A 24,698-nucleotide genomic window follows, 5' to 3' on the forward strand; every position below is an offset into this window, starting at 1 on the left:
CAGAATCAATGTCCTACGATAATCTGTGTAAACTCTTATCCGAAAAATATCCCGCCAATTTCGCCAGTTGGGTACTCAATACACCACAAACGGATGTGGAAGTGCTCAAAACCGAACTCAGCATTGAACCCATCCGTGCTGATTCCGTGACTTTCTTACAACTACAGGGACGAATTCTCCATTTAGAGTTTCAAACCCAATGGCGATCGAATCCACCAATTCCTCTACGAATGTTAGATTATTGGGTGCGTCTCCATCGTTTATACCGCTTACCGATTACCCAAGTGGTGGTTTTGTTACTCCCCCCTCCTGAGACTGAGGTGATTGAAACCCGTTTTACCCTCGAAAATACTGAGCATCAATATCAAGTGATTCGGTTGTGGGAAGAAAATCCAGAGTTATTTCTCCATGATCCCGCATTGTTACCCTTAGCCCCATTAACGGCGACTAATGAACCACAAACCCTATTGCAACAAGTAGTGGAACAAGTGAATGAACTGGAAGAAGAGAAGAGGACAGAAATTTCAGCTTACGCGCAAATTGTCGCTGGGTTAAAATATGAGAAAGATTTGGTGAAACGATTATTCAGGGAGGGGATGATGCGAGAGTCAGTCATTTATCAAGATATTATCCAAGAAGGAAGACAAGAAGGAAGACAAGAAGGAGAACGATCGCTGATCCTCCGCCTTTTAACCCGACGAGTGGGCGAGTTACCACAACAGTGGCGCGATCGCGTGAATCGTCTTTCTCTAGAACAATTAGAAAACCTCGGAGAAGCGTTACTTGATTTTCAGGGAATTGGAGATTTAGAAACTTGGTGGGATACATCCGAGGAAAACTAAAGCAGAAATAGGGATAATAGTAAAATTCAAGTCCATTTTCCCTTTCTCTAAATGTCCTTCGATAATCTGTGTAAACTCTTATCCGAAAAATATCCCGCCAATTTCGCCAGTTGGGTACTCAATACACCACAAACGGATGTGGAAGTTCTCAAAACCGAACTCAGCATTGAACCCATCCGTGCTGATTCCGTGACTTTCTTACAACTACAGGGACGAATTCTCCATTTAGAGTTTCAAACCCAATGGCGATCAAATCCACCGCTTCCTCTACGAATGTTAGATTATTGGGTGCGTCTCTATCGTTTGTATCGCTTACCGATTACCCAAGTGGTGGTTTTATTACTCCCCCCTCCTGAGACTGAGGTGATTGAAACCCGTTTTACCCTCGAAAACACTGAGCATCAATATCAAGTGATTCGGTTATGGGAAGAAAATCCAGAGTTATTTCTCCATGATCCCGCATTGTTACCTTTAGCCCCATTAACGGCGACTAATGAACCACAAACCCTATTGCAACAAGTAGTGGAACAAGTGAATGAACTGGAAGCAGAGAAGAGGACAGAAATTTCAGCTTACGCGCAAATTGTCGCTGGGCTAAAATATGAGAAAGATTTGGTGAAACGATTATTCAGGGAGGGGATCATGCGAGAGTCAGTAATCTATCAGGACATTCTCAGAGAAGGAGAAGAAAAAGGAGAACAGAGAGAACGATCGCTGATCCTGCGTCAACTAACGCGACGGGTGGGCGAGTTACCGCAACAGTGGCGCGATCGCGTTAACAGTCTTTCTCTAGAACAATTAGAAAATCTGGGAGAAGCCTTACTTGATTTTCAGGGAATTGGAGATTTAGAAACTTGGTGGGATACATCCGAGGAAAACTAAAGCAGAAATAGGGATAATAGTAAAATTCAAGTCCATTTTCCCTTTCTCTAAATGTCCTTCGATAATCTCTGTAAACTCCTATCAGAAAAATATCCCGCCAATTTCGCCAGTTGGGTACTCAATACACCACAAACGGATGTGGAAGTTCTCAAAACCGAACTCAGCATTGAACCCATCCGTGCTGATTCCGTGACTTTCTTACAACTACAGGGACGAATTCTCCATTTAGAGTTTCAAACCCAATGGCGATCAAATCCACCGCTTCCTCTACGAATGTTAGATTATTGGGTGCGTCTCCATCGTTTATACCGCTTACCGATTACCCAAGTGGTGGTTTTGTTACTCCCCCCTCCTGAGACTGAGGTGATTGAAACCCGTTTTACTTTAGAAAACACTGACCATCAATATCAAGTGATTCGGTTATGGGAAGAAAATCCAGAGTTATTTCTCCATGATCCCGCATTGTTACCTTTAGCCCCATTAACGGCGACTAATGAACCACAAACCCTATTGCAACAAGTAGTGGAACAAGTGAATGAACTGGAAGCAGAGAAGAGGGCGGAAATTTCAGCTTACGCGCAAATTGTCGCTGGGCTAAAATATGAGAAAGATTTGGTGAAACGATTATTCAGGGAGGGGATGATGCGAGAGTCAGTAATTTATCAAGATATTATCAGAGAAGGAGAGGAAAAAGAAGGACGATCGCTGATCCTCCGTCTTTTAACCCGACGGGTGGGAGAGTTACCGCAACTGTGGCGCGATCGCGTGAATCGTCTTTCTCTAGAACAATTAGAAAACCTCGGAGAAGCGTTACTTGATTTTCAGGGAATTGGAGATTTAGAAACTTGGTGGGATACATCCGAGGAAAACTAAGGTAAAAAGGGATAATACTAAAATTCGACTCCATTTCCCTTTTTTCTAGATGTCCTTCGATAATCTCTGTAAACTCCTATCAGAAAAATATCCCGCCAATTTCGCCAGTTGGGTACTCAATACACCACAAACGGATGTGGAAGTTCTCAAAACCGAACTCAGCATTGAACCCATCCGTGCTGATTCCGTGACTTTCTTACAACTACAGGGACGAATTCTCCATTTAGAGTTTCAAACCCAATGGCGATCGAATCCACCAATTCCTCTACGAATGTTGGATTATTGGGTGCGTCTCTATCGTTTGTATCGCTTACCGATTACCCAAGTGGTGGTTTTATTACTCCCCCCTCCTGAGACTGAGGTGATTGAAACCCGTTTTACCCTCGAAAATACTGAGCATCAATATCAAGTGATTCGGTTGTGGGAAGAAAATCCAGAGTTATTTCTCCATGATCCCGCATTGTTACCCTTAGCCCCATTAACGGCGACTAATGAACCACAAACCCCTATTGCAACAAGTAGTGGAACAAGTGAATGAACTGGAAGAAGAGAAGAGGACAGAAATTTCAGCTTACGCGCAAATTGTCGCTGGGTTAAAATATGAGAAAGATTTGGTGAAACGATTATTCAGGGAGGGGATGATGCGAGAGTCAGTCATTTATCAAGATATTATCCAAGAAGGAAGACAAGAAGGAAGACAAGAAGGAGAACGATCGCTGATCCTCCGCCTTTTAACCCGACGAGTGGGCGAGTTACCACAACAGTGGCGCGATCGCGTTAACAGTCTTTCTCTGGAACAACTAGAAAACCTCGGAGAAGCGTTACTGGATTTTCAGGGAATTGGAGATTTAGAAACCTGGTGGAATACATCCGAGGAAAACTAAAGCAGAAATAGGGATAATAGTAAAATTCAAGTCCATTTTCCCTTTCTCTAAATGTCCTTCGATGATCTGTGTAAACTCTTATCCGAAAAATATCCCGCCAATTTCGCCAGTTGGGTACTCAATACACCACAAACGGATGTGGAAGTTCTCAAAACCGAACTCAGCATTGAACCCATCCGTGCTGATTCCGTGACTTTCTTACAACTACAGGGACGAATTCTCCATTTAGAGTTTCAAACCCAATGGCGATCGAATCCACCAATTCCTCTACGAATGTTGGATTATTGGGTGCGTCTCTATCGTTTGTATCGCTTACCGATTACCCAAGTGGTGGTTTTATTACTCCCCCCTCCTGAGACTGAGGTGATTGAAACCCGTTTTACCCTCGAAAACACTGAGCATCAATATCAAGTGATTCGGTTATGGGAAGAAAATCCAGAGTTATTTCTCCATGATCCCGCATTGTTACCTTTAGCCCCATTAACGGCGACTAATGAACCACAAACCCTATTGCAACAAGTAGTGGAACAAGTGAATGAACTGGAAGCAGAGAAGAGGACAGAAATTTCAGCTTACGCGCAAATTGTCGCTGGGTTAAAATATGAGAAAGATTTAGTGAAACGATTATTCAGGGAGGGGATGATGCGAGAGTCAGTAATTTATCAAGATATTATCCAAGAAGGAAGAGAAGAAGGAAGACAAGAAGGAGAACGATCGCTGATCCTCCGTCAACTAACGCGACGGGTGGGCGAGTTACCACAACAGTGGCGCGATCGCGTTAACAGTCTTTCTCTGGAACAACTAGAAAACCTCGGAGAAGCGTTACTTGATTTTCAGGGAATTGGAGATTTAGAAACTTGGTGGGATACATCCAACGACTATTCAACGAGGGGATGATGCGAGAGTCAGTAATCTATCAGGACATTCTCAGAGAAGGAGAAGAAAAAGGAGAACGATCGCTGATCCTCCGTCAACTAACGCGACGGGTGGGCGAGTTACCGCAACAGTGGCGCGATCGCGTTAACAGTCTTTCTCTGGAACAATTAGAAAACCTGGGAGAAGCGTTACTGGATTTTCAGGGAATTGGAGATTTAGAAACCTGGTGGGATACATCCGAGGAAAACTGAACAGTTATCGTAGGGTGGGCAATGCCCACCCTACTACAATGTAGTATTAATAAATAACAAAAGCGAGCAAGTCGCTCGCCTAAAATAAAAGAATTAGCAGAACTTTATTCTGATTTTGCTCGTAACTGTTCCCGTGCATCTGCTGCTAAAACTAAACACAATAAAGCAACTGCACTTTGCCATTGTTGACGGATTTGTTGATCTTCAACCTGATTAAATAAGCTGACAAGGCGTGGAATCGCTTGTTCTAAAGCAACTGGCGGAACGGGACGATGTAATTCCACTAAATGCTCAATACTTTCTTCGTTTTTAAGAAAATTTGCCACCCAAGTTGTTGTATGATTTGGATTATCAGGAACTCGCTTAATTTTTAATTCTTGTTTGAGCCAAACGTAAAAAGCAGGAAGTTGATTTTCTAAAACTGATTTGGCAGTGGGTAAAGTTTCTCGTAAAAGATCAAGGTTGAGTATTCCTAATTCTGATTGAAATGCCTCTTGTTTCGGTAATTCCGTTGCATTTAAGGTGAGCAAGGTTTCTACTGTGGATTCTGAAAGATTGAGATGTTGCGTAAAACTATCGACAGTTGCTGTTTGATTCATTGCTAAATTATTCTCCTCTGGTTTCTACTGCGGATAAAATCAGCCAAAAGGCTAAATTGGTCGTTGCTTCGAGAGCGTGGGGGGCGTGCGCTGGCATATTAATGAGATAAACAAGCAGCTAAATCTTCTTCAGGAGTTTTAATTGCCTGTAAGCCATAATTATCAGATAAAAGTTTCAAAACATTTGGGGAAATAAACGCAGGGAGAGTCGGACCTAAGCGAATATTTTGAATGCCCAGATGAAGCAGAGTTAACAGTACAGCAACCGCTTTTTGTTCGTACCACGATAAAATCATCGAGAGCGGAAGATCATTAACATCCATTTCAAAAGCATCAGCAAGAGCAAGAGCAATTTGAATCGCCGAATAAGCATCATTGCACTGTCCAACATCCATCAGGCGCGGTAAGCCTGAAATTTCTCCCAAATTTTGATCAAAGAAACGAAACTTTCCACAAGCGAGGGTCAAAACAACACAATCTTCTGGAACTTTTTCCACAAATTCAGTGTAGTAAGTTCGCCCTGGTTTAGCACCATCGCATCCGCCAACTAAGAAAAAGTGTCGAATTTTCCCCTCTTTGACCGCGTTAATCACTGTGTCAGCAACACTCAAAACTGCATTATGTCCAAAGCCAACTTTTACGGTTTTTGGCACTCCTGTTTCTGTAAAGCCAGGTAAAGACAATGCTTTTTCAATCACTGGTGAGAAGTCTGGAAAGCCATCTTCACCTTCTTGTAAGTGATTCAGATGAGGATACCCCACTGGACCAAGACTGAAGAGTTTATCGGTATAGTGATCGTGAGGAGGCATTAAACAATTGGTGGTGACAATAATGGCACCAGGAAATTTAGCAAAATCTTTCGTCTGGTTTTGCCACGCCGTACCATAATGTCCGTAAAGGTGCGGATAGGTCTCTTTTAGTTTCGGATAGCCATGAGCCGGTAACAGTTCTCCATGAGTATAAACGGTAATTCCTGTTCCTGCTGTTTTCTTGAGAATTTCCGGTAACTGTCGAATGTCATGACCCGAGACTAAGATTGCTTTACCCAGTTTAGGATTGAGAGGAACGGTGGTTGGTACAGGATGACCATAAGTTTGAGTATGTCCAGTATCAAGAAGTTCCATTGCCCGTAGGTTTTGTTTTCCTACCTCTAGGGCTAAGTTGACCCACTGTTCTAAGTTTAAGGTTGTATCAGACAATGCAGCGAGAGCCTGATGGGTAAAGCGATAGACTTCCTCATCATCTTGACCTAACTCATGAGCATGAAATGTATAAGACGCAACGCCTTTAATGCCATAAAGGACGGTGAGTTTGAGAGAAAAGATATCAACGGCATCTTTCCCCACTTGGCTAATAAATTTTAAGGCAACCTCTGCTCCTTGTTCAACGAGGCTTTCTTGAAAATCGGGTTCAAAGTTAGTAATCGAAGACCAGTTGATAGAAGGGTTGATTGCTTCAACTTGAGTTTTCAGGGTTTCACGGTGCGCGATCGCGCGGGTGATATAATTCTCAAATCGGCTCGGATTAAAATTGACGTTGGTCATGGTGGCAAACAAGGCTTCACAGGTAAAAACGTCGGTGCGGTAAGTCTCAATTCCTTTTGCTTTTGCCTCAAGGGTGACGGTTGCTAACCCTTGCAGACAATGAATTAATAAATCTTGGATCGCGTTCACTTCTGGGCTTTTCCCACAAGCTCCAAATTGATGACATCCGTCGCCACTGGCTGTTTGTTCACACTGTTCGCAAAACATGAGTTATTCTCCTTAATTTTCAATTGATTTTCCTTGGGTTTCGACTGCGGATAAGATTAGCCAGAAGGCCAAATTGGTCGTTGCTTCGAGAGCGTGGGGCGCGTGTGCTGGCATATATACCACTACACCTTGAGTCAATTTGATAACTTCACCGTTTAAGGTCAATTTTCCTTCCCCTTCCATCACCATCACCGTGGCGTTTTTAGAAGAAGTATGTTCTTCTAACGTTGTCCCTGCTGCGAGGCAAAACAGATTTTGTTGACTGTGGGCATCTTTGACAAAAACTTTGCTCAAAATTCCTGTTTCTGGATATTCAATGAGATTTTTAAGCGTATTGTGATAGCTGGTGTCAGCATTGGTAATCGTTGCAGCCATGATTGATTACTCCTTAGTTGCCGAAAAAGCAATGTAACCGAGTTGGTTACGGTATTGATTAAAGGTGTTTCTCATTTGGAAAACGCGCTCTCTGATTTCCGCTTGGGTGAGTACATTCCAAGCAATTTTCAGCGCAGGAAATAACCCTTCATCTTCAATCACTCGTTTCGGGTTGAGTAAGCCCATTTCTCCAGTTTTGGCTTGTTTGATGCTTAATCCCGCTTCTGTACAAGCTTGTTCCCATTCCGTTTCCGATAAAGGCTGAGCATTCACCCGAATCACTTGCGAAAGGGCGCGGTCAATCTCGTCTCGATTTCCACCCGCAATCATTTCATGAGAGAGGAAGATTCCTCCTGGTTTCAGCACCTTCTCAATCCCTGCTAAAATTTTCGCTTTCCCGTTCGCTGACTGCATAGTTAAAATGGCTTCAGCAAAGACATAATCAAAGGTTTCAGTGATTTCTGCGAGGTTAAAAATATTGCCCTCACGAACTTCCACTTGTCCTTCTAATCCCGCTTGACGGATATTTTCTTGGGCGATGCGGACACTTTCAGGATTTCGTTCAATCCCAACGACTTGTACGCCGTAACGTTTCGCCAGCCAAATGGCACTTTTACCAAAACTGGCAGCTAATTCCAAAACGGTTTCTTGTGGTTGAAAATCAGCCCACTCTAGCAGTTGGCTAGTTGCTTCTAACCCACCAGGGCGCAACACGGTTTTACCCGCTTTGGCAAGCACTTGATGTCCAGGGGCAGTTTTAAAATTGAGAGTTGATGCTGTGGTACTCATGATTTGATTCCTCATCGAGAGGGTAATCCCTGTCTGGGAAATTGCTATAGTTTTAAGATGACAAAATTTTTCAGCTATTTCTCTGAGGTAGCTCAGTTTCGCCTTTATGTTGGCAACGATTGAACAACTGCAACAGCTTTGGATACTCCGCACCCTCTCTGAGGAAAACTTGTCGCAACTGCAACCTCATGCCGAAATTCGGACGTTTCAGAAAGAAGAAATGGTCATGATTGAGGAAGATGAGTTACCAGCCTGTTTATTTGCCTTAGTCGAGGGAAAGTTGCAAATTCAAAAAACCGCCACAACGGGAAAAGAAACGGTTGTGAGGATGATTCACGCGGGAGAAATGTTTGCAGCCCCTGCGATGTTTGGCAATCAGATTGCACCCGCTACTGTCGTCTGTCAGGAAAAATCTGTAGTGGTGATGATCGATAAAAATGCAATCATTGATGCGATTCAGGAAACCCCAGAAATCGCGCTGCAAATTCTCGCCACCTTTAACCAGCGACTACAGCATTTACATGAAACGGTACATGGTTTAATTTCGGAACGCGCAACGGTACGGTTAGCCCGTTTAATTCTCTATCAAGCAAAAGAATATGGCACAAGACAGGAAAAAGAAGGTGAGATTTTAAATGTGAAACTTCCTTATTATCAAATGGCGCGAATGGTCGGGATTACTTATGAAGAATGTACCCGTTTATTAAAGAAAATGGAAACGGCTGTCAGTTATCGCCGTGGGGGAACAATTCTGATTCATGATTGGGAGTTAATGGCTGCTTTTACCCATGCAGAAGAAGAGTAAAGATAGCGAATAGCGAACTAATGCTTTGTCTCTACCTAAAAATTGATCCCAAATCCCTAGTTGCTTAATTATCCTATATAAAATAACAAGCAGTGGTAGCACTAAAATAAGTAAATTTTCTAGGCTTACTAGATTTACAATAGTTTCACTGATAGAGCAACTTAATTGTGTGAGAAAATGATCAATCTGATCTTCAATAGTAATCATAAGGTGTACAAATCGTTAACCATTAAATCTAGCATCAAAATCCATATTACCAAACTTAATTTCGCGCGATCGCGCTGTTCAAAATTTATCAATCGCTTTTCAGGCGTTGCTGAATCAAGGTCTAAAAATAAAAACTGAATCATTTTAATTATGTATCGTTCAATCGTTGCGCGATCGCGAACAAATACAAATCATACCCAGAATTGAAAAAAAAACCATTAGTAATTGAGCGAACATTCTCTGGCATGATAGATGCTATAACTTGTTATTTGTTAGAGGACGGGAGTTACAGCAATGATCAAAACCAGTTATCACTTTGAGCAGCCCATCTTACCAGCAGAATCTGCATTAAATACAAGTCTTCTCATTCGATTTCGTCCCGACTTACCCGAATCTCCCCGACGGAATCTGAATCTTTCTCTAGTGATTGATCGCTCAGGTTCAATGGCTGGCTCTCCCTTGTATCATGCCTTAAAAGCAGCAGAAGCGGTGGTGGATCAACTGACTCCAGATGATATTCTCTCAGTCGTCGTTTATGACGATCGCGTTGATACGATTATCCCTCCGCAAAAAGTAACCGACAAAACAGCGCTCAAAAAAGCCATTACTCAGGTGAGGGCTGGGGGAATTACAAATTTATCTGGAGGATGGTTGCAAGGTTGTGACTATGTAAAACAGGGACTTGATCCGCAAAAAATTAATCGGGTGCTTTTGTTAACCGATGGTCTCGCTAATATGGGCATCATTGACCCCACTGTTCTCACGAATACGGCACAACAAAAAGCAGAGGAAGGAATCGTTACAACGACCTTAGGATTTGCCCAAGGGTTCAATGAAGATCTATTGATTGGCATGGCAAGGGCTACCAGTGGGAACTTCTATTTTATTCAAAGTGTTGATGAAGCAGAAGAAGTTTTTAGTATTGAGTTAGATACGTTACGGGCGGTTGTTGGTCAAAACTTAGTTGCAACCCTAGAGTTGGCGGATGGTGTGCAATTACTGGAGACGCTGAGTTTGGCGCAAGTCACCGCAACCGATCAAGATCAAACGGAAATTGCACTGGGAGAACTCTATGAGGGAGAAGATAAGCTACTGGGGTTACAGTTAGCCCTACCCGCAGCGAAAGGGGGAGAGTTACCAGTCATGAAACTCCACTACCGCGCTGATGTCGTGGAAAATAATGCCATTCAATCAGTTTCAGGAAGCACAGATATTGTTGCGTCAGTGGGAACAGTGGAAGAAGCAGCCCAAAGTGCTTCTAGTGAGATTATCTTAGAATTAAGTCGGCTCAGTATTGCGAAAGCGAAAGAAGTTGCCCTTGATCTCGCCGAACGCGGTCAACATGAACAAGGGGAACAAATGTTACGGGGAACGATCAAAACCCTTCAGGATAAGGGATTAAATGAGAATTTTGAAATTGCTGAAGAAATCGAGCAACTGGAGTATTTCGCCAGCCGTATTGCGAACAAACAGCTAGGGAATGCTGGACGAAAAGAATTACGCGATCAAAGTTACCAGACAATGGTTCGTAACCGTAGCGATTTAGCTGCGCGTGGGGTTGCTCCTGGGGAAGAAGTGAGTGAGCTTGCGGTGGCTTCTGACGTGGGTTCTGGCGTTGAACTGCACTGTGTTCGGGAAAAAGGTAAGCTGCGGATTAAAGTGTCGTCAGACGGATATGATCAGACTAAAAATGTGCAGTTTCCGAGAGCAATTCGTGCTGAGGGGGCGCGATATGTGGTAGAAGGTTTAGAATTATCCAAAGATGGCAGTTTTTACCGAGTACAAGGCGAAATTTCTCGATTAAGCAAGCCTGGAGAACCTGATCCCTTTTCAAGACCGACTCGCACCCAACCAGTCAGTTCGAGAAAACCCGCTAAAGGTCCCGCCAGTATTAACGATCTGCCGACGACAGACACAGTTGGGGAAGGAATTTTGGTGCAATGTGTCAAAGACGGTAAAAAACTCCGCGCCCGCGTGGTTTCTGATGGCTACGAACCCGATTGGAATATGCGGTTTCCCCGTTCGATTCGAGAAGAGGGAATGCTGTATGTGGTGGATGAAGTCAAGACTGCCCCTGATGGGAAATCTTACATTGCTTGCGGTGAGATTAAACGCTTTGTGCAACCCACTGTTGCTAGTTAAGTTTCGATCGCGGGATGATAAAGATCGGGATTGTTAAACCCTGCCACCCAAGCTGCTGCTTGATGACAAGTTTCCATATCGGGGGGAACGCGCAAGAGGTGAAGCTGTCTGGTAGAAGGACAAATCACTTTTAACACCATCAATGGTTCGTCGTCTTCAAAGGGAACTGCAATCAGTTGACGTTCCCCTCCTACATCCTGATCGCGATCGCGAATAATTCCCCCCACTTGCTGTAAAAACTTTTCATATCCCAACCGTTCAATTAACACCCGCCGTAACTCAACATTGTCGGTATTAAGAATTTCTTGACCTGTGATGGAATCAGGATTAACCAGTGCGCGATCGCTGATGGGAACGCCTCGCCAGCGTAAAATAAAGCCATGACCTGCTTCTAAATGAGTCAAACCACTCCCAGCCACTTCAATCCAATAAGTAACGTGCAACCCCTCGGGAAGCCGAGAGAGATTCACGCAATCGCTCAGATCAAGACTTTCACAACTCAGGTTATTCGGTAAATCATAAAGATGGGATGCACCACTTAAATCTAAATGTCCTAAAATACGCATTCCGTCAAACCCTTGATGGTTCAGAATCCGTTTTCGGGCTTGTTCTGGGGTTAGCGGTTCTTTGGGTTGGGGAGGATGTGGTTGTCGTCGCTGCTTGGGAATCCGTCCGCCTGAGATCATTTTTAACATTAATCTTCTACCTCCACATAAGCCTCAGGACGATATTCGCGCTGTCGCCAAACTTGATAAATGCCTTCTGTAAGCGCGATCGCGCTGTGTTCTTCATGAATGAGTGTTGCAGGGGCTGTCACTTCCAAAAATAGCTGATTGCCTTGTTGCCAAAGTTGAGCGCGATCGGTTTCTTGAATGCGGTGAGAGTGACCCGTTATTTCTCCTAGTGCAAGTGTGACTCCAGAATGTTTTTGCCAGCCAGTGGGTAAGTGAGTAATCTTTTTCAGGAGAACATCACCCTGTCGGTAAAGAACGCCATTAGCGGGACTAGGAGAGCGTTTCGGAGGGATAAACATATCCAGAACAGTGTGTAGATTTTTTCTTCAATTCTAAATGAATATTTTAATCAAGGTGAAAACGGATCTATTTAAAAGGTTATTCTGTATAGGTTTTGATCGGTCTTGTCCTTCGCGCTCTATTTTTGAAACTGTTGCATCAACCAAGCGCTGACTTTCCCATGATTCATTAAGCGAGTGCGTTGAAAGGCTTGTTCTAATAAACTAATCTCTAACCCCGATAAAACTTGCGATTCTCGAATGCGATAACTCCCTTTATTTCTAATCGCAAAAGCGAGGATTTCTACATTTTGCACATCAATAATCCAGTATTCACTTACACCTAAATCTTCATAGAGTAACCGTTTATTTCCTTTATCATCTAATAAAGATGTATTTGCTACTTCAATTACTAAAGTCGGGGGGGGATATTGTTCAAGATCAACAATTCCCGTTCCCCAAGGAATCGTTTCTGCTGTTTCTCCAATATAGAAAGAAACATCAGGTTGTGCTTCTCTTACTCCCGTTTTGCGATAGGTGCAATTATCTTTTCCGTTTAAGTCAATATTATTAATTGCAGCAAATAAATTCACCGCATAAATGACAATATTGTGGTCGCTAGCGTGGTCATTTCCAACAGGTGACATTTCAATCCTCATCTGATGGTTGTAGTAATAGCTTTTTCCCTTTTCATCAGTCAGATAGTCTAGAGTCTGCAAATAATTATTCCAACTGCTGGTTATCCAAGTGTCTGCGGGAATTTTTTTCGGACTGCAACGGCTCATTCTTTGACCTCCTAGAGCGCGATTGAGGCTAAAATCATGGTAGCAAAAGCGATTTTATCTAAAACCGCAAGAAGACTCCCAATATAATCTTTGATTTATCTCAGTGCGACGAGAAGACCCCCGCTAAACTTCGTTATAGCGGGGGAGGATGTCACGCTGGCTTGTGGAAAGTTCAATCGGGTTTTCATTGAGATGAGTATTGTTGTCGGGGCTGACCTCCAATGCGACGATCGCGGGCAATTCTGAGCCAGAAAATGGTAACTGCCATGATTGCGATCCCGCCAACAATCCAAACCGTAGAAAAACCAGGATGTTGGGAAAATGTTGCGATTTGATAGAACATGGTCGCCACCCAATAACCTAAGCCCGTTGTCCAACCCGCAGCTAAAAGTGTCCAACCTAAGTTGGTTTCACGGTAGATTGCGCCCGTTGCAGCCACACAAGGAAAATACATCAGAACAAATAACAAATAAGCAAAAGCAGCAGCACTGGTGCTAAATCGTTGTGACATCTGCCCAAATGTCCCCAAAGCGATCCCTTGTTCGGCTGCAGCAGCGCTTGGCTCTTGGACTTCACCGACACTTAAACCGAGGGGATCAAGCATTTGATTGCCCAAATCAGCTAAATTAGCGGGAATACTGGCAAAAGCAGCACCAATTCCGCCCCAGAAACTAAACGGCTCTGCTTCTGCTCCTGATACTTCTGCTTCTTGTTTAGCTAACTCCCCATAAAGGGAATCGAGAGAACCCACCATGGCTTCTTTCGCAAACACTCCTGTGAAAATGCCAACCGTTGCGGGCCAATTTTCTTGGGTCACGCCCATTGGCGAAAAAATGGGAGTCACCGCTTGACTGGTTGCAGAGAGGATAGAATCGCCTGTATCTTGTTTTCCGAAAGAACCATCCGTACCAATCGCATTTAACAAACTCAAAACCATCACCATCACGACAATCACTTTCCCTGCTCTGAGTAAAAAGGCTTTTAGTCTGTCCCAAGCGCGGATCATAACTCCTTTAGGCTTCGGAATGTGATAAGGGGGTAATTCCATAACAAAGGGCGCTGCTTCCCCTTGCATGATCGTATTTTTCATGACTAGCCCAGTAAAGATCGCTGCTGCAATCCCAATGAGATAAAGACCAAACACTAAGTTTTGTCCGTTACGGGGGAAAAACGCAGCAGCAAATAGGGCATAAACAGGTAATCTTGCGCCACAAGACATAAACGGGTTCATCATAATCGTCATCAATCGATCGCGCTTATTTTCCAAAGTTCGGGTTGCCATAATCGCAGGAACATTACAACCAAATCCCACTAGCATCGGCACAAACGCTTTCCCAGGCAAACCAATCAAACGCATCACCTTATCCATGACAAACGCTGCTCTTGCCATGTAGCCAGAGTCTTCCAGAATGGACAAAATCACGAAGAGTAAGGCAATTTGGGGAATAAAGGTCGCCACAGTTTGCACCCCTCCCCCAAAGGAAGTGACTAAGCCAGTCAGCACCCCAGGTGCGCCTACAGACTCTAACCAAGTTTGGGGCCCATCCACTAAAATTGTTCCCACGGAAATATCAAAGAAATCAATAAACGTTCCCCCAACATTAATGGCAATGAAAAACATCAAATACATCACCAATAAAAACAGGGGAATCCCAATCCAACGGTTAAGAACAAATTGATCAATTTGATCAGATTTAGTCTGGGTGATCTGTCTTTTCTGTTTAACGGAAGTTTGGATTAAACTGCGAATAAAGCCATAGCGACTGTCCGCAACCAGAATATCAACATCTTCGTGCAACAGTTGGTGAATCTTCCGTCGATTGGTAAAAACGGCTCGATGTAAGTCTTGACCTTTGAGTTCAGGGGCAATGCGGTCTTCACATTGTAAAAAGTTTAGCGCAATCCACCGTGTTGAAATTTTACGAGGATTTCCCTGGGCAGTAACAAAGGTTTCCACTTCAGTCAGCGCATCTTCGATGACAGCAGGATAAGCCACCACAGAGGGCAGATTCCCAGGATTGTTGATTAATTCATTGATTCGGCTTTTGAGAAGACCAATCCCTTCTCCTAAAAAAGCGCTGATGGGAATGACAAAACACCCCAATTTTTGCGCCAGAACATCCGTATCAATATCTAATTCGCGATCGCGCGCCACATCCATCATATTCAGCGCAGTCACCATCGGAACCCGCATCTCCATGATCTGTGTCGTGAGATAAAGATTGCGTTCTAAGTTAGACGCATCAACAATATTAATAACGAGATCTGCTTCTCCAGAGATGAGATAATCTCGCGCGATGATTTCATCAAGCCCAGAACTTTCATCTTCTCCATCGAGAGCATATACCCCAGGCAGGTCAATCACAGCGACTTCTGTGCCATCATATTGATATTTCCCTTCTTTGCGGTCAACGGTAACACCTGGCCAGTTACCCGTCCGTTGGTTCGTACCTGTGAGATCATTAAAAAGCGTGGTTTTGCCAGAATTCGGATTACCAATTAAAGCGATTGTTTTTGTCATCGTTCTTGGTTCTTGGTTCTTGGTTCTTGGTTCTTGGTTCTTGGTTCGTTGTTCTTTGGGAGTTCCAGTCATTAACAATGAACCAGTAACAAATTATTAATTGTTAATTGTTTATGGATTCAACAATTAATGCAGCTGCCTCATCCTTACGCAAACTTAATTTAAAGCCCCGCACTAAAATCTCTACAGGATCGCCTAAAGGCGCAACCCGAGTGACAGTAAACTCTGTACCTGGGGTTAATCCCATTGCTAATAATTTGCTTTTGTAGGCTTGCTTGGTTCTATCACCTGTTGCTGCATAGCTGGTGACCTTCCCATGGTGATCAACTGCTAAATCCTTGAGGGTTGTTTTTTGCGTTTCCATATCATCGATCGCGGTCACTTCTACGAGATAATCAAACGGTTGATCGGAGACAAGAATCTGTTTTGCCATCCCGCTATCAATCCCAATGCGACTTTCCCCAACACCCACGACAATATTTCCCGTGAGATTCTGAAGGATTTTAACGCCCATTCCTGGTGCTAAGCCGATTCCAGCGAGTCGATTAATGCTCTCTCTGTCTTCATAACCCGCAACCCAGAGTTTTTCCCCCACAGGTGCTTTCGCGAGTGTCATGATAGAACGTTTCGGACGGTGGTTTTGATCGCCGTCATGATCATTTTGTGGTTTATCAGACATGATTTTTCTTCTGGTGTGTCTTCAAGATGTTTACGTTTCATGAGGAGAGTCTTTTGGCTCAAACTCCCTTAATTATTGACAACTATTTTTAGTTGTTGGCTTAAATTTAGTGATAACATAGTCAATTTTGCTCCTCAGGATAAGTTAAGGAACATTTAATTTTTAGTCTGAACAGAAGCTCAAAAACGCCTTTTTCAGAGCAATTAATCCCCTCTATATCCCCTAATTAAGGGAAATTGGGCGGATCTAGCCCCTGAAACAGGGAACAGGCGATTGCCTCAGTGATCGCGCTACACTTGAGCAACTCAATAATTGAATTGCAATTAAATTTAAAAATTATTCTCAATTATTTATTGACTTTGAAATCTAGTTCCCGTCTAAGATTAGCCGATCGCGCTGGATGTCGTGGGCTCACTCTGAAATTGAATCACTAATGTAAAAAGATGTAAGACACACCAATCATCTTTCCCCTATACTATAACCAAGTTAATGAGAAAGATTACTAAAAAAAGGGCAAGGAACTGATCGCTATTCCCTTTAGTGTCCCGTACAGCAACTGTCTCGAAGGATTGGGTTAGAAGAGCCTCCCTCGCGCTCAAAATTCCAAATTCCCTGCCCTCAATCCCAATTATTGAAGAAGCACCATGATCAATTCCAAAAGTGTGAGTTACTTTCCGTCTTCCCAGATGACAACAGGAAGAAATGAGAAAAATTATCAAGACCCACCCTCTGAAGAAAAAAAGGGCTGAGCTTACGGAAACGATTGCTATTAGGGATCGTTCCCACGGTTTTAACGCCCCTGATGGTTGCAGGAGTAGCAGGTTGGTCAGTGGTTCACACCAACATCAAAAATCAGTATGAGAATCGTCTGCAAGAACAATCTCTCTTAGCAAGTCAGGTGTCTCAGGAAACCTTGTCAAACTTGTTGCAAACTAACCAACAGATTGTCAATCAGACATTTTTAGAAACAACCAAAGTACAGGTGTTAGATACATCCACTAAGCAAGTCCTCACCACCATCACCGCAGAAGGATCGGTAACCGAGGAAAACACGCAAGGGGGAGAAACAGTAGAAACGATCGCGCGATCGTTGATTGAAGCATTAAACTCCGCATCCGACCCAGTCCCTGACCCCTCTCATCTCGCAAATCCCTACAATTTACAGCAAACCAACTTGCAATTCTACAATCAAGACAGTGGTCAAAGACTAATTTTTAACTTTCTCCATCAAGGACGAAAGTATTATCTCACCACCATTCCCCAAACAGACTGGGTCGCCATTTCTTCTGTGGAGAATCGGGTTTTGCAAGGAGCAGGAAATGAATTAATTTATATGTTTGTTTTGGTCGGGGGTGTGTTAGGTGTAGTAGCAGTAGGCATTGTGGTCATTTTAGCTCGCCAACTGTCTTCTCCATTGATTAATGTTTCTCAATCAGTGCAACAAGTCGCAGCAGGAAACCTCGCCGTGAGAGCGCAACTGCAAGGAGGGGTGGAAACTCGCACTTTAGCAACCAGTTTTAATAATTTGGTGGAGCGAGTACAAGCCTTATTAAAACAACAAGAAGCCACCAGTGAACAACAGCGTCAGCAACGGGAAAAGTTAGAGGAAGAAGTTTCCCAATTGATGAATGATCTCGAAGGAGCAGCAGAGGGGGATTTGACCGTAAGATCAAGGTTGTTAGAGGGAGATGTGGGAATTGTTGCTGATTTGTTTAATATGGTGGTCGAAAATTTGCAAGACACAGCGCGACAGGTGAAACAAGCAGCAAGTGGGGTCACTGATGCGTTGGGAGACAATGATGTTGAAATTCGTAAGTTGGCTCAAAGCGCGATCGCGCAAGCAGAGGAAATTCAAGCCACACTCAATTCCGTAGAAGAAATGACTCGTTCCATTAAGGAGGTAGCGCAAAACGCTCAACAAGCAGCTAATCTTGCCGATCAGGCGTTTTCAACGGCTCAGGAAGGGAACGAAGCCATGGCAGAAACTGTGGAGAGTATTCAACAATTGCGCTCGACTGTGGGAGAAACTGCCCAAAAAATGCAGGAAATGGGAAAATCCGCCCAGCAAATTACAGAAGTGGTTTCTATCATTGACCAAATTTCTCTAAAAACCACTTTATTGGCGATGAATGCCAGTTTAGAAGCTCATCAAGCGGGAGAATTCGGAAAAGGCTTTACCGCAGTTGCTGAACAAATTGAATCTCTCTCCGAACAATCCGCATCCGCAGCCCAAGAAATTGCACAGATTGTCAAGAAAATCCAAGTCCAAACCAGCGAGTCGATCGAGGCGATGGAATTAGGACACCGTGAGGTTTTAGCCAGCACTCAATCCGTAGAAAAGACAAAAGAGCGATTGTCTGATGTGGTGGAACGTTCCGAAACCATTAACCAGATTATGCAGTCGATTTCTCATTCTACTGTATCACAAGCAGAGACTTCCCAAGCCGTTTCTCGACTCATGGAACAATCCGCGCGATCGTCCCAAGATCAATCTCAAACTTCAACAGCAGTCGCCCAAGCGATTCAAGAAACCGTACAGGTGGCGAAAACATTAGAAGCATCTGTTGAAAACTTCAAAGTTGAGAAGTAATCATTAGTCATTGGTCATTGGTCATTAGTCATTGGTCATTAGTCATTGGTCATTGGTCATTGGTCATTGGGAAAACTGATCTCTTTAGTTGTCACATAAGACAAAGGAAAAACAATAATGAGCATTTCTAATCAACCGAAGCAACTCGATTCCTCGAAGAGACAAATCCTTAATAATCCCTTTCAGTTATTGGCTAGCTTATCTCAGCTTCAGCATTCTGGAAAATTAACCGTTTTTACCGAAGAAGTTAGCTGGGAAATTTATGTTGCTAATCGTCAACTGCAAGCTGCTTTTATCTCAGTTCAATCCTTAGAAAGTCTCTATTATCATCTCCAAGCTCTCAATTATAAAACTGTTGTGTCAGCAGTTAAAACAGCTATTAAATCTTCTCCTCAGAATCATTCTTTCAATCATTTATCGATTAAAAAGACCTTGGATTGGCTCAAACAACAAAACCTTTTAAATAGTGAGCAAATTTCACAGGTGACACAGCAGATCAGTCTTGAAGCAATCGAACCTTTCTTCTGGCTGGATCATGGAACCTGTCAATGGCAAGAAATGTCATCAACTCCTATAACGACACCGATTGCTGATCCTCCTCAATTAATTGATTTAGTTAAACAGGGGCGCGATCGGATACAATCTTGGCAAGAACTCCTCGATCAAATTCAGTCTCCTTATCAGCGTCCTTATTTATTTAATCATAGTTTTGTTGAAAATTCTTCCGAGAGGTTTTTAGCAAAACTCTCTCGACTAATGCGCGGTTTTAGTATTCATCAAATCGCCCTGCTGATTCAACAAGATGAAATTCATTTAGCGAAAAAACTTTATCCCTATCTGCAAAGTAAAGACTTGATTTTAAGAGAAGCAAACTCTCCTTGGAAGCAACTTCCTAGTTTACCCCAAAAATCGCAAAATCACCAGAATCCAGAAGGAAAGAAAAAGCAAAAACGCTCTTTAATTGCCTGCGTTGATGATAGCCCGACAATTTTAAGAGAAGTCCAGCGCTTTTTGGGAAAAGAGGAATATGAAATCATTAAAATTGAGAATCCCGTAGAAGCTGCTTCTACACTCTTTCGCGTGAAACCCAATCTGATTTTAATGGACATTTCCATGCCAGAAATTAATGGTTATCAACTCTGTGGCTTGTTGAAAAATAGTAAGGCTCTTTCACAAGTGCCTATTATAATGGTGACAAGTCGAACAGGAATGATTGATAAAGTCAGAGCAAAAGCGTCTGGGGCGACTGATTATTTAACAAAGCCTTTCACTCAAGATAGTCTGTTAGAAATAGTGAGAAAATATCTCTAGACGATCTAGTGTTCTAACTGATGTGCCACAACCTAACGAAGACTGCTTAGTCTTGTAATCATCTTGAAATCGAAGCCTTTCTGACTGATTCACGGTAAAGAGAACGAATCCTACCCAACGTTAGCACTACTCATTTGGGTTAGGATAGATTGAAATCAAAAAAACAAGTCATGGCTTACCTTATCCCTTGCCCCAGCCCGTAGCGCTATTATATTGATATTTTTGCCTACAAGCCAGAGGTCGATTTTCCCACAAATGAATGTAGAGACGTTCCATGGAACATCTCTACAGACGGTATCGGTTTGACGACAATAGGATTGGTCTAGGCAATTCAATCCAATGAATCGCGCCGTTTAGTCAATCCCTTCGATGCGGTCTTCTGCCTCTTGATACAATTCACGCAGGCGATCGAGGTTTTCTTCGCTGGTTTCCCAATACCCGCGTCCGTTGGCTTCTAACAGGGTGGTCACCATGCGTCGGAAGGAATTAGGATTCAAGTTTAACAAGCGTTCCTGCATTTCCTTATCTTTAATGAAGGTTTCATTGGTGTCTTCATACACCCAGTTATCAACCGCACCAGCGGTGGCACTCCAGCCCATGGTATTCACCAAACGCTTGGATAATTCGCGCACGCCTTCATAACCATGACTCAGCATTCCTTCATACCATTTCGGGTTTAGCATTTTCGTCCGCGCATCTAGACGCACTGTTTCGGAGAGGCTGCGGACTTGGGCATTTGCCGTGGTGGTATCCGCGATGTAAGCTGCGGGTTGTTTGCCATCTTCCCGAAGACTGCTAACCACTTTGGTGGGGTCAGAGTCGAAGTAGTGGGAAACGTCGCTGAGACTAATTTCGGAAGAGTCTAAGTTTTGATAAGTGACATCAGCGGTTTTCAGTGCCGATTCAAAAATCTTGCGGTTTTCACTCATAATCCCTGGGTTATCCGCGTCAAAGGCAAAGGATTTCCGATTGAGATACATATCCCGTAACTCAGATTCGTCTTCCCAAGAACTGTTTTCTACCGCTAAGTTGACGTTAGACGCATAGGATCCAGAGGCATTGGAGAAGATGCGAGTAGCAGCTTGACGGAGGTTAACGCCGTTTTCTTCCGCTTGCTGCATGGCGTGTTTGCGGACAAAGTTCATTTCTGGGGGTTCATCCGCTTCCGCTGCCATTTTTACCCCTTGGTCTAACAATGCCATTTGATTAATGAACAGGTCACGGAAGACACCAGAACAGTTTACTACCACGTCAATGCGGGGACGACCCAATTCTTCTAAGGGAATCAGTTCCAGTTTGTTAATGCGTCCGAGAGAGTCGGGAACGGGCTTCACCCCGATGAGGCAGAGAATTTGCGCGAGAGATTCGCCGTAGGTTTTGATGTTATCGGTTCCCCAAAGCACAGAGGCAATGGTTTCCGGGAGTTCACCGCCATTTTCCGCACGGTGACGGTCTAAGAGACGATCCACAACCACTTTCGCAGATTGAACCGCTGCTGCGGTGGGAATGGACTGGGGATCAAGGGCGTGGATATTTTTCCCTGTCGGTAGGACATTGGGATTGCGAATGGGGTCACCACCGGGTCCAGGCATGATATATTCCCCTTCTAAACCGCGCAAGAGTCCACCGAGTTCGTTATCGGCAACCACTTGTTCTAAGCAGAATTCGAGATATTCAAACAAGGGCTTCATTTTCTCGCGATCCACCTTGGTATAGTCGAGATCGTGCAGGGCTTGTACCCAAGGTTCTTTTTTGCCCATGTTGAAGAAGTTCAGTTTAGAAACTTGCGAGACTCGTCCGTTAGCATCGGCTTGGGCGTGAACGAGGGCAGCAACAGCATCTTGAACCGCGCTGTTGATTTCTTGCAACAGTTGGACATCGGCTAAAACGCCTTTGTCGTTATTGCGGTAAACTTCATCGAGATCCCGTCCGATACTTTCGGCGATGGTGCGGGGTAAGCCTTGAATTTCTTCTTCTTCGCGATCGAGCGAGGCAATATTAACTAAGGTAGCAATCGCTTCTTCCGCGCTTGGGGGTTGTCCAATGACGTGCAAGCCACAAGGCAACAGACGAGAAGAAATTTCCATCAGTTGCTTATACAGCAAGCCCACCAGCGTATCCCGTTCTTCGGGACTCATCTCACTAGCATCTTTTTCAGGGATATCGACATCTTTATCCAGATTGACAATCCGCGCTTGATCCATAATCGTATTCACAATTTGGATCGCGCGACCGTTATCTTTCAGGTTTTGATACGACCCGATCAAGTCTTGCAGTTCTTGTAAGCCTTTGTAGAGTCCTGCATTTTCGGCAGGTGGCGTGAGGTAAGAAATGGTTTCGGCGTAACTGCGGCGTTTCGCGATCGTTGCTTCACTGGGGTTATTGGCTGCGTAGTAGTAGAGGTTCGGAATGCTGCCAATGAGACTGTCGGGATAGCAATCTCCAGACATTCCCATTTGCTTACCAGGCATAAACTCCAGAGAACCGTGAGTTCCGAAGTGTAACACGGCATCGGCACCCCAAACTTTTTCTAAGTAGGTGTAGTAGGCAGCAAAGCCGTGGTGAGGAGAAGCAGAACGGGAGAAGAGAAGCCGCATCGGGTCGCCTTCATAGCCAAAGGTGGGTTGTACACCAATGAAGACGTTTCCGAAGTGTTTCCCGTAAATGAGGAGATTCTCACCGTCACTGTTGAGTTCTCCTGGTGGCGGACCCCAGTTTTCATGGAGATTTTCGGAGTAGGGGGTGAGTCGTTCGTATTCGGGAACGGACATCCGATAAGCAATGTTTAACTCAGGGCTGGCGTATTGCGCTTGGGCATCGTGCAATACCAGTTCCATGAGTTCTTTCGGAGACTCAGGTAATTCTCCCACGTCGTAGCCGTTGTTACGAAGTCCTTGTAAAACTTCATAGATACTGCCGAAGACATCGAGATAGGCTGCTGTTCCCACGTTTCCTTTGTCAGGAGGGAAGCTGAAGACGGTGATGGCAACTTTTTTATCGAGTTTGGGTTTACGGCGCAATTTTGCCCATTTCATGGCGCGTTGGGCAATCATTTCCACCCGATCTTGCAGCGCGATCGCGCGACCGGTTGCGCCATCACGTCCAGAGAGAATAATCGGTTCAATTCCGCCATCGAGTTCAGGAATGGCAATTTGCAACGCCACCTGCACAGGATGCAACCCTAGCTCACTTTCTTCCCATTCTTCTGTGGTTTGGAAAACGAGGGGTAAAGCGACCATATAAGGGCGATTAATCCGTTTGAGAGATTCAATGGCTTTGGGATGGTCTTGACGGGCAGGACCGCCAACCAGGGCAAATCCGGTTAAGGAAACTACAGCATCCACAATCGGTAATGCTTCGACCCCTTTCGCTGCTGTATCCCAGAAAAATTCATCAACGGGTTTCGAGAAATCGAGTCCACCCGCAAAAATCGGAATCACTCTTGCGCCCATGGCTTCCAATTCAGAAACCACAGCCACATAATGGGCATCATCACTGGTAATCAAGTGCGTGCGCTGGAGAACTAACCCAATGCAAGGGGTTAACGGATCTTTGAGGTCATCTTTGATATCGGTTCGGCTGTTGTACCAACTGAGATACTCTTTGACATCCTCAAACATCTTCGGTGCAAGGGGATGCCAAATTCCCATATCAGGGTAAACAACGGGTTCTGAATATTTAACTTCTTCGTCTTTCTCTTCTGTTTCTAGAACATATTTATCCGTCAGCATGAGTAAGAAGTTCTCTAAGTTATCTTGAGACCCCCCTAACCAATACTGAAAGGACAACATAAAGTTGCGGGCATCTTGGGCTTTATCTAAAGGCAGGTATTTTAAAACTTTCGGTAAGGTTTGCAGGAGTTTTAACATTCCATCTTGGAACGAAGCCCCTTGCTTTTCCTTCCGTTTTCTCATAAACTGCGCGATCGCGCTTTTGCTTTGACCCAACTGCGCCATCGAGAAGCTACCCAATTTATTCAGGCGCATGACTTGGGGCATCGAGGGAAACACAATCGCTGCATCTAGGTTGTCACGATAGGGCTCTACCGCAGCAACCACTTTATCTGCTAAATCTTCAATAAAAATTAATGAACCAATAAACAGGTTGGCTTGAGCTACATCGCGCTTGAAGGCTTCGTAATTTTCGGGATCACGAAGTTCTTCGATTAAATAACCACTAATCTCGATCGCGACATTCGGATTATTGGCATTAATCGAGCGGACTGATGCTGAGAGGGCGCTCTGGTATTGAGGCTCAAGCACGACATAGACCACCTTAACCAAAGAACGATCCCCAATCGTATCCGGTTCAATGTGGCGAATGGTGGACTTGACGTTAGTGAACATTCACACTTTCTCCTTCAATGAGCAATGACTTCTTCGGACTGGATTCAGGTTCTACATAAGGGGGTAATCCCTTGCTTTTGCAGTACCCACTTGTGTTTTGTATCAAAAAATTGCCACCAAGAACACGAATTTAACCCGATTCGACATAATTTGACAAAAAACAAGAGATATTTTGTAA

22 protein-coding genes are annotated in these 24,698 nt (G+C 44.0%); 11 read left to right on the top strand and 11 right to left on the bottom strand.

From position 1 onward, the window contains the following. The first annotated feature begins 8 nt into the window (after positions 1 to 8). Genes PCC7418_RS09980 through PCC7418_RS10005 form a run of 7 tightly spaced genes read left to right on the top strand, consistent with a single transcriptional unit; the run spans position 9 to position 4,608 of the window. Complete coding sequence (locus PCC7418_RS09980; RefSeq protein ID WP_015226053.1) at positions 9 to 842, top strand: DUF4351 domain-containing protein; 834 nt, start codon at positions 9 to 11, stop codon at positions 840 to 842. A 51-nt stretch (positions 843 to 893) separates the two neighbouring features. Continuing rightward, entirely contained in the window at positions 894 to 1,724 is an 831-nt protein-coding gene (locus PCC7418_RS09985; protein WP_015226054.1) for a DUF4351 domain-containing protein, read from the top strand. Between the two features lie 51 nt (positions 1,725 to 1,775). Continuing rightward, positions 1,776 to 2,597, top strand: coding sequence for a DUF4351 domain-containing protein (locus PCC7418_RS09990; protein ID WP_015226055.1), 822 nt, complete (start codon positions 1,776 to 1,778; stop codon positions 2,595 to 2,597). Positions 2,598 to 2,646: 49 nt separating this feature from the next. Then, on the top strand, positions 2,647 to 3,135 hold the full coding sequence (locus tag PCC7418_RS20930) for an Rpn family recombination-promoting nuclease/putative transposase (protein WP_235620688.1): 489 nt from the start codon (positions 2,647 to 2,649) through the stop codon (positions 3,133 to 3,135). Then, positions 3,089 to 3,481, top strand: coding sequence for a DUF4351 domain-containing protein (locus PCC7418_RS20935; protein WP_235620689.1), 393 nt, complete (start codon positions 3,089 to 3,091; stop codon positions 3,479 to 3,481). The genes PCC7418_RS20930 and PCC7418_RS20935 overlap by 47 nt, the downstream gene beginning before the upstream one ends. Positions 3,482 to 3,532: 51 nt before the next feature. Beyond that, entirely contained in the window at positions 3,533 to 4,378 is an 846-nt protein-coding gene (locus tag PCC7418_RS10000; protein WP_015226056.1) for a DUF4351 domain-containing protein, read from the top strand. Next, positions 4,375 to 4,608: a DUF4351 domain-containing protein gene (locus PCC7418_RS10005; protein WP_216086630.1), complete on the top strand. Its 234-nt coding sequence runs from the start codon at positions 4,375 to 4,377 to the stop codon at positions 4,606 to 4,608. Before PCC7418_RS10000 ends, PCC7418_RS10005 begins: the two co-directional genes overlap by 4 nt. Before the next feature lie 104 nt (positions 4,609 to 4,712). Here the strand turns inward: PCC7418_RS10005 and PCC7418_RS10010 are convergent, their stop codons facing one another. From PCC7418_RS10010 to PCC7418_RS10025, 4 genes are all read right to left on the bottom strand, one after another. Further along, complete coding sequence (locus tag PCC7418_RS10010; protein WP_015226057.1) at positions 4,713 to 5,207, bottom strand: hypothetical protein; 495 nt, start codon at positions 5,205 to 5,207, stop codon at positions 4,713 to 4,715. 98 nt (positions 5,208 to 5,305) lie between these two features. Next, positions 5,306 to 6,958, bottom strand: coding sequence for a hydroxylamine reductase (gene hcp / locus PCC7418_RS10015; RefSeq protein WP_015226058.1), 1,653 nt, complete (start codon positions 6,956 to 6,958; stop codon positions 5,306 to 5,308). 12 nt (positions 6,959 to 6,970) lie between these two features. Further along, the gene (locus PCC7418_RS10020) at positions 6,971 to 7,333 is read right to left on the bottom strand and encodes a cupin domain-containing protein (RefSeq protein ID WP_015226059.1); all 363 of its coding nucleotides are present in this window, start codon (positions 7,331 to 7,333) and stop codon (positions 6,971 to 6,973) included. Positions 7,334 to 7,339: 6 nt separating this feature from the next. Next, complete coding sequence (locus PCC7418_RS10025; RefSeq protein WP_015226060.1) at positions 7,340 to 8,122, bottom strand: cyclopropane-fatty-acyl-phospholipid synthase family protein; 783 nt, start codon at positions 8,120 to 8,122, stop codon at positions 7,340 to 7,342. Positions 8,123 to 8,228: 106 nt separating this feature from the next. Here PCC7418_RS10025 and PCC7418_RS10030 point away from each other — a divergent pair, with 106 nt between their 5' ends. Continuing rightward, the gene (locus PCC7418_RS10030) at positions 8,229 to 8,927 is read left to right on the top strand and encodes a Crp/Fnr family transcriptional regulator (RefSeq protein ID WP_015226061.1); all 699 of its coding nucleotides are present in this window, start codon (positions 8,229 to 8,231) and stop codon (positions 8,925 to 8,927) included. Between the two features lie 203 nt (positions 8,928 to 9,130). On the opposite strand, the gene PCC7418_RS20765 is transcribed toward PCC7418_RS10030, so the two are convergent. Then, positions 9,131 to 9,277: a hypothetical protein gene (locus tag PCC7418_RS20765; RefSeq protein WP_216086631.1), complete on the bottom strand. Its 147-nt coding sequence runs from the start codon at positions 9,275 to 9,277 to the stop codon at positions 9,131 to 9,133. A 151-nt stretch (positions 9,278 to 9,428) separates the two neighbouring features. Here PCC7418_RS20765 and PCC7418_RS10035 point away from each other — a divergent pair, with 151 nt between their 5' ends. Continuing rightward, positions 9,429 to 11,276: a VWA domain-containing protein gene (locus PCC7418_RS10035; protein WP_015226063.1), complete on the top strand. Its 1,848-nt coding sequence runs from the start codon at positions 9,429 to 9,431 to the stop codon at positions 11,274 to 11,276. Here PCC7418_RS10035 and PCC7418_RS10040 read toward each other — a convergent pair. The 5 genes from PCC7418_RS10040 to PCC7418_RS10060 all read right to left on the bottom strand — a co-directional run bounded on the left by PCC7418_RS10040 (position 11,273) and on the right by PCC7418_RS10060 (position 16,273). Beyond that, on the bottom strand, positions 11,273 to 11,971 hold the full coding sequence (locus tag PCC7418_RS10040; RefSeq protein WP_015226064.1) for a DUF6745 domain-containing protein: 699 nt from the start codon (positions 11,969 to 11,971) through the stop codon (positions 11,273 to 11,275). The two genes, PCC7418_RS10035 and PCC7418_RS10040, sit on opposite strands and share 4 nt — an antisense overlap. After that, the gene (locus tag PCC7418_RS10045; protein ID WP_015226065.1) at positions 11,971 to 12,309 is read right to left on the bottom strand and encodes a hypothetical protein; all 339 of its coding nucleotides are present in this window, start codon (positions 12,307 to 12,309) and stop codon (positions 11,971 to 11,973) included. Before PCC7418_RS10045 ends, PCC7418_RS10040 begins: the two co-directional genes overlap by 1 nt. Positions 12,310 to 12,428: 119 nt before the next feature. Further along, complete coding sequence (locus tag PCC7418_RS10050; protein WP_015226066.1) at positions 12,429 to 13,073, bottom strand: Uma2 family endonuclease; 645 nt, start codon at positions 13,071 to 13,073, stop codon at positions 12,429 to 12,431. A 184-nt stretch (positions 13,074 to 13,257) separates the two neighbouring features. Then, a complete protein-coding gene (gene feoB / locus PCC7418_RS10055; protein WP_041596598.1) occupies positions 13,258 to 15,594 on the bottom strand; it encodes a Fe(2+) transporter permease subunit FeoB in 2,337 nt (778 codons plus the stop codon). Between the two features lie 103 nt (positions 15,595 to 15,697). Next, positions 15,698 to 16,273, bottom strand: coding sequence for a FeoA family protein (locus PCC7418_RS10060; RefSeq protein WP_015226068.1), 576 nt, complete (start codon positions 16,271 to 16,273; stop codon positions 15,698 to 15,700). Positions 16,274 to 17,036: 763 nt separating this feature from the next. On the opposite strand from PCC7418_RS10060, the gene PCC7418_RS10065 reads away from it, so the two are divergent. Together PCC7418_RS10065 and PCC7418_RS10070 are read left to right on the top strand one after the other, a co-directional pair. Continuing rightward, positions 17,037 to 18,863, top strand: a complete 1,827-nt coding sequence (locus tag PCC7418_RS10065) for a methyl-accepting chemotaxis protein (RefSeq protein WP_015226069.1) — start codon at positions 17,037 to 17,039, stop codon at positions 18,861 to 18,863. A gap of 117 nt (positions 18,864 to 18,980) precedes the next feature. Beyond that, positions 18,981 to 20,174, top strand: a complete 1,194-nt coding sequence (locus tag PCC7418_RS10070; RefSeq protein WP_015226070.1) for a response regulator — start codon at positions 18,981 to 18,983, stop codon at positions 20,172 to 20,174. Positions 20,175 to 20,527: 353 nt separating this feature from the next. Here PCC7418_RS10070 and PCC7418_RS10075 read toward each other — a convergent pair whose 3' ends face one another. Further along, on the bottom strand, positions 20,528 to 24,520 hold the full coding sequence (locus tag PCC7418_RS10075) for a magnesium chelatase subunit H (RefSeq protein ID WP_015226071.1): 3,993 nt from the start codon (positions 24,518 to 24,520) through the stop codon (positions 20,528 to 20,530). Positions 24,521 to 24,698: the final 178 nt, after the last annotated feature.

Origin of the sequence: Halothece sp. PCC 7418 (assembly GCF_000317635.1) — a bacterium.
GTDB lineage: Bacteria > Cyanobacteriota > Cyanobacteriia > Cyanobacteriales > Rubidibacteraceae > Halothece.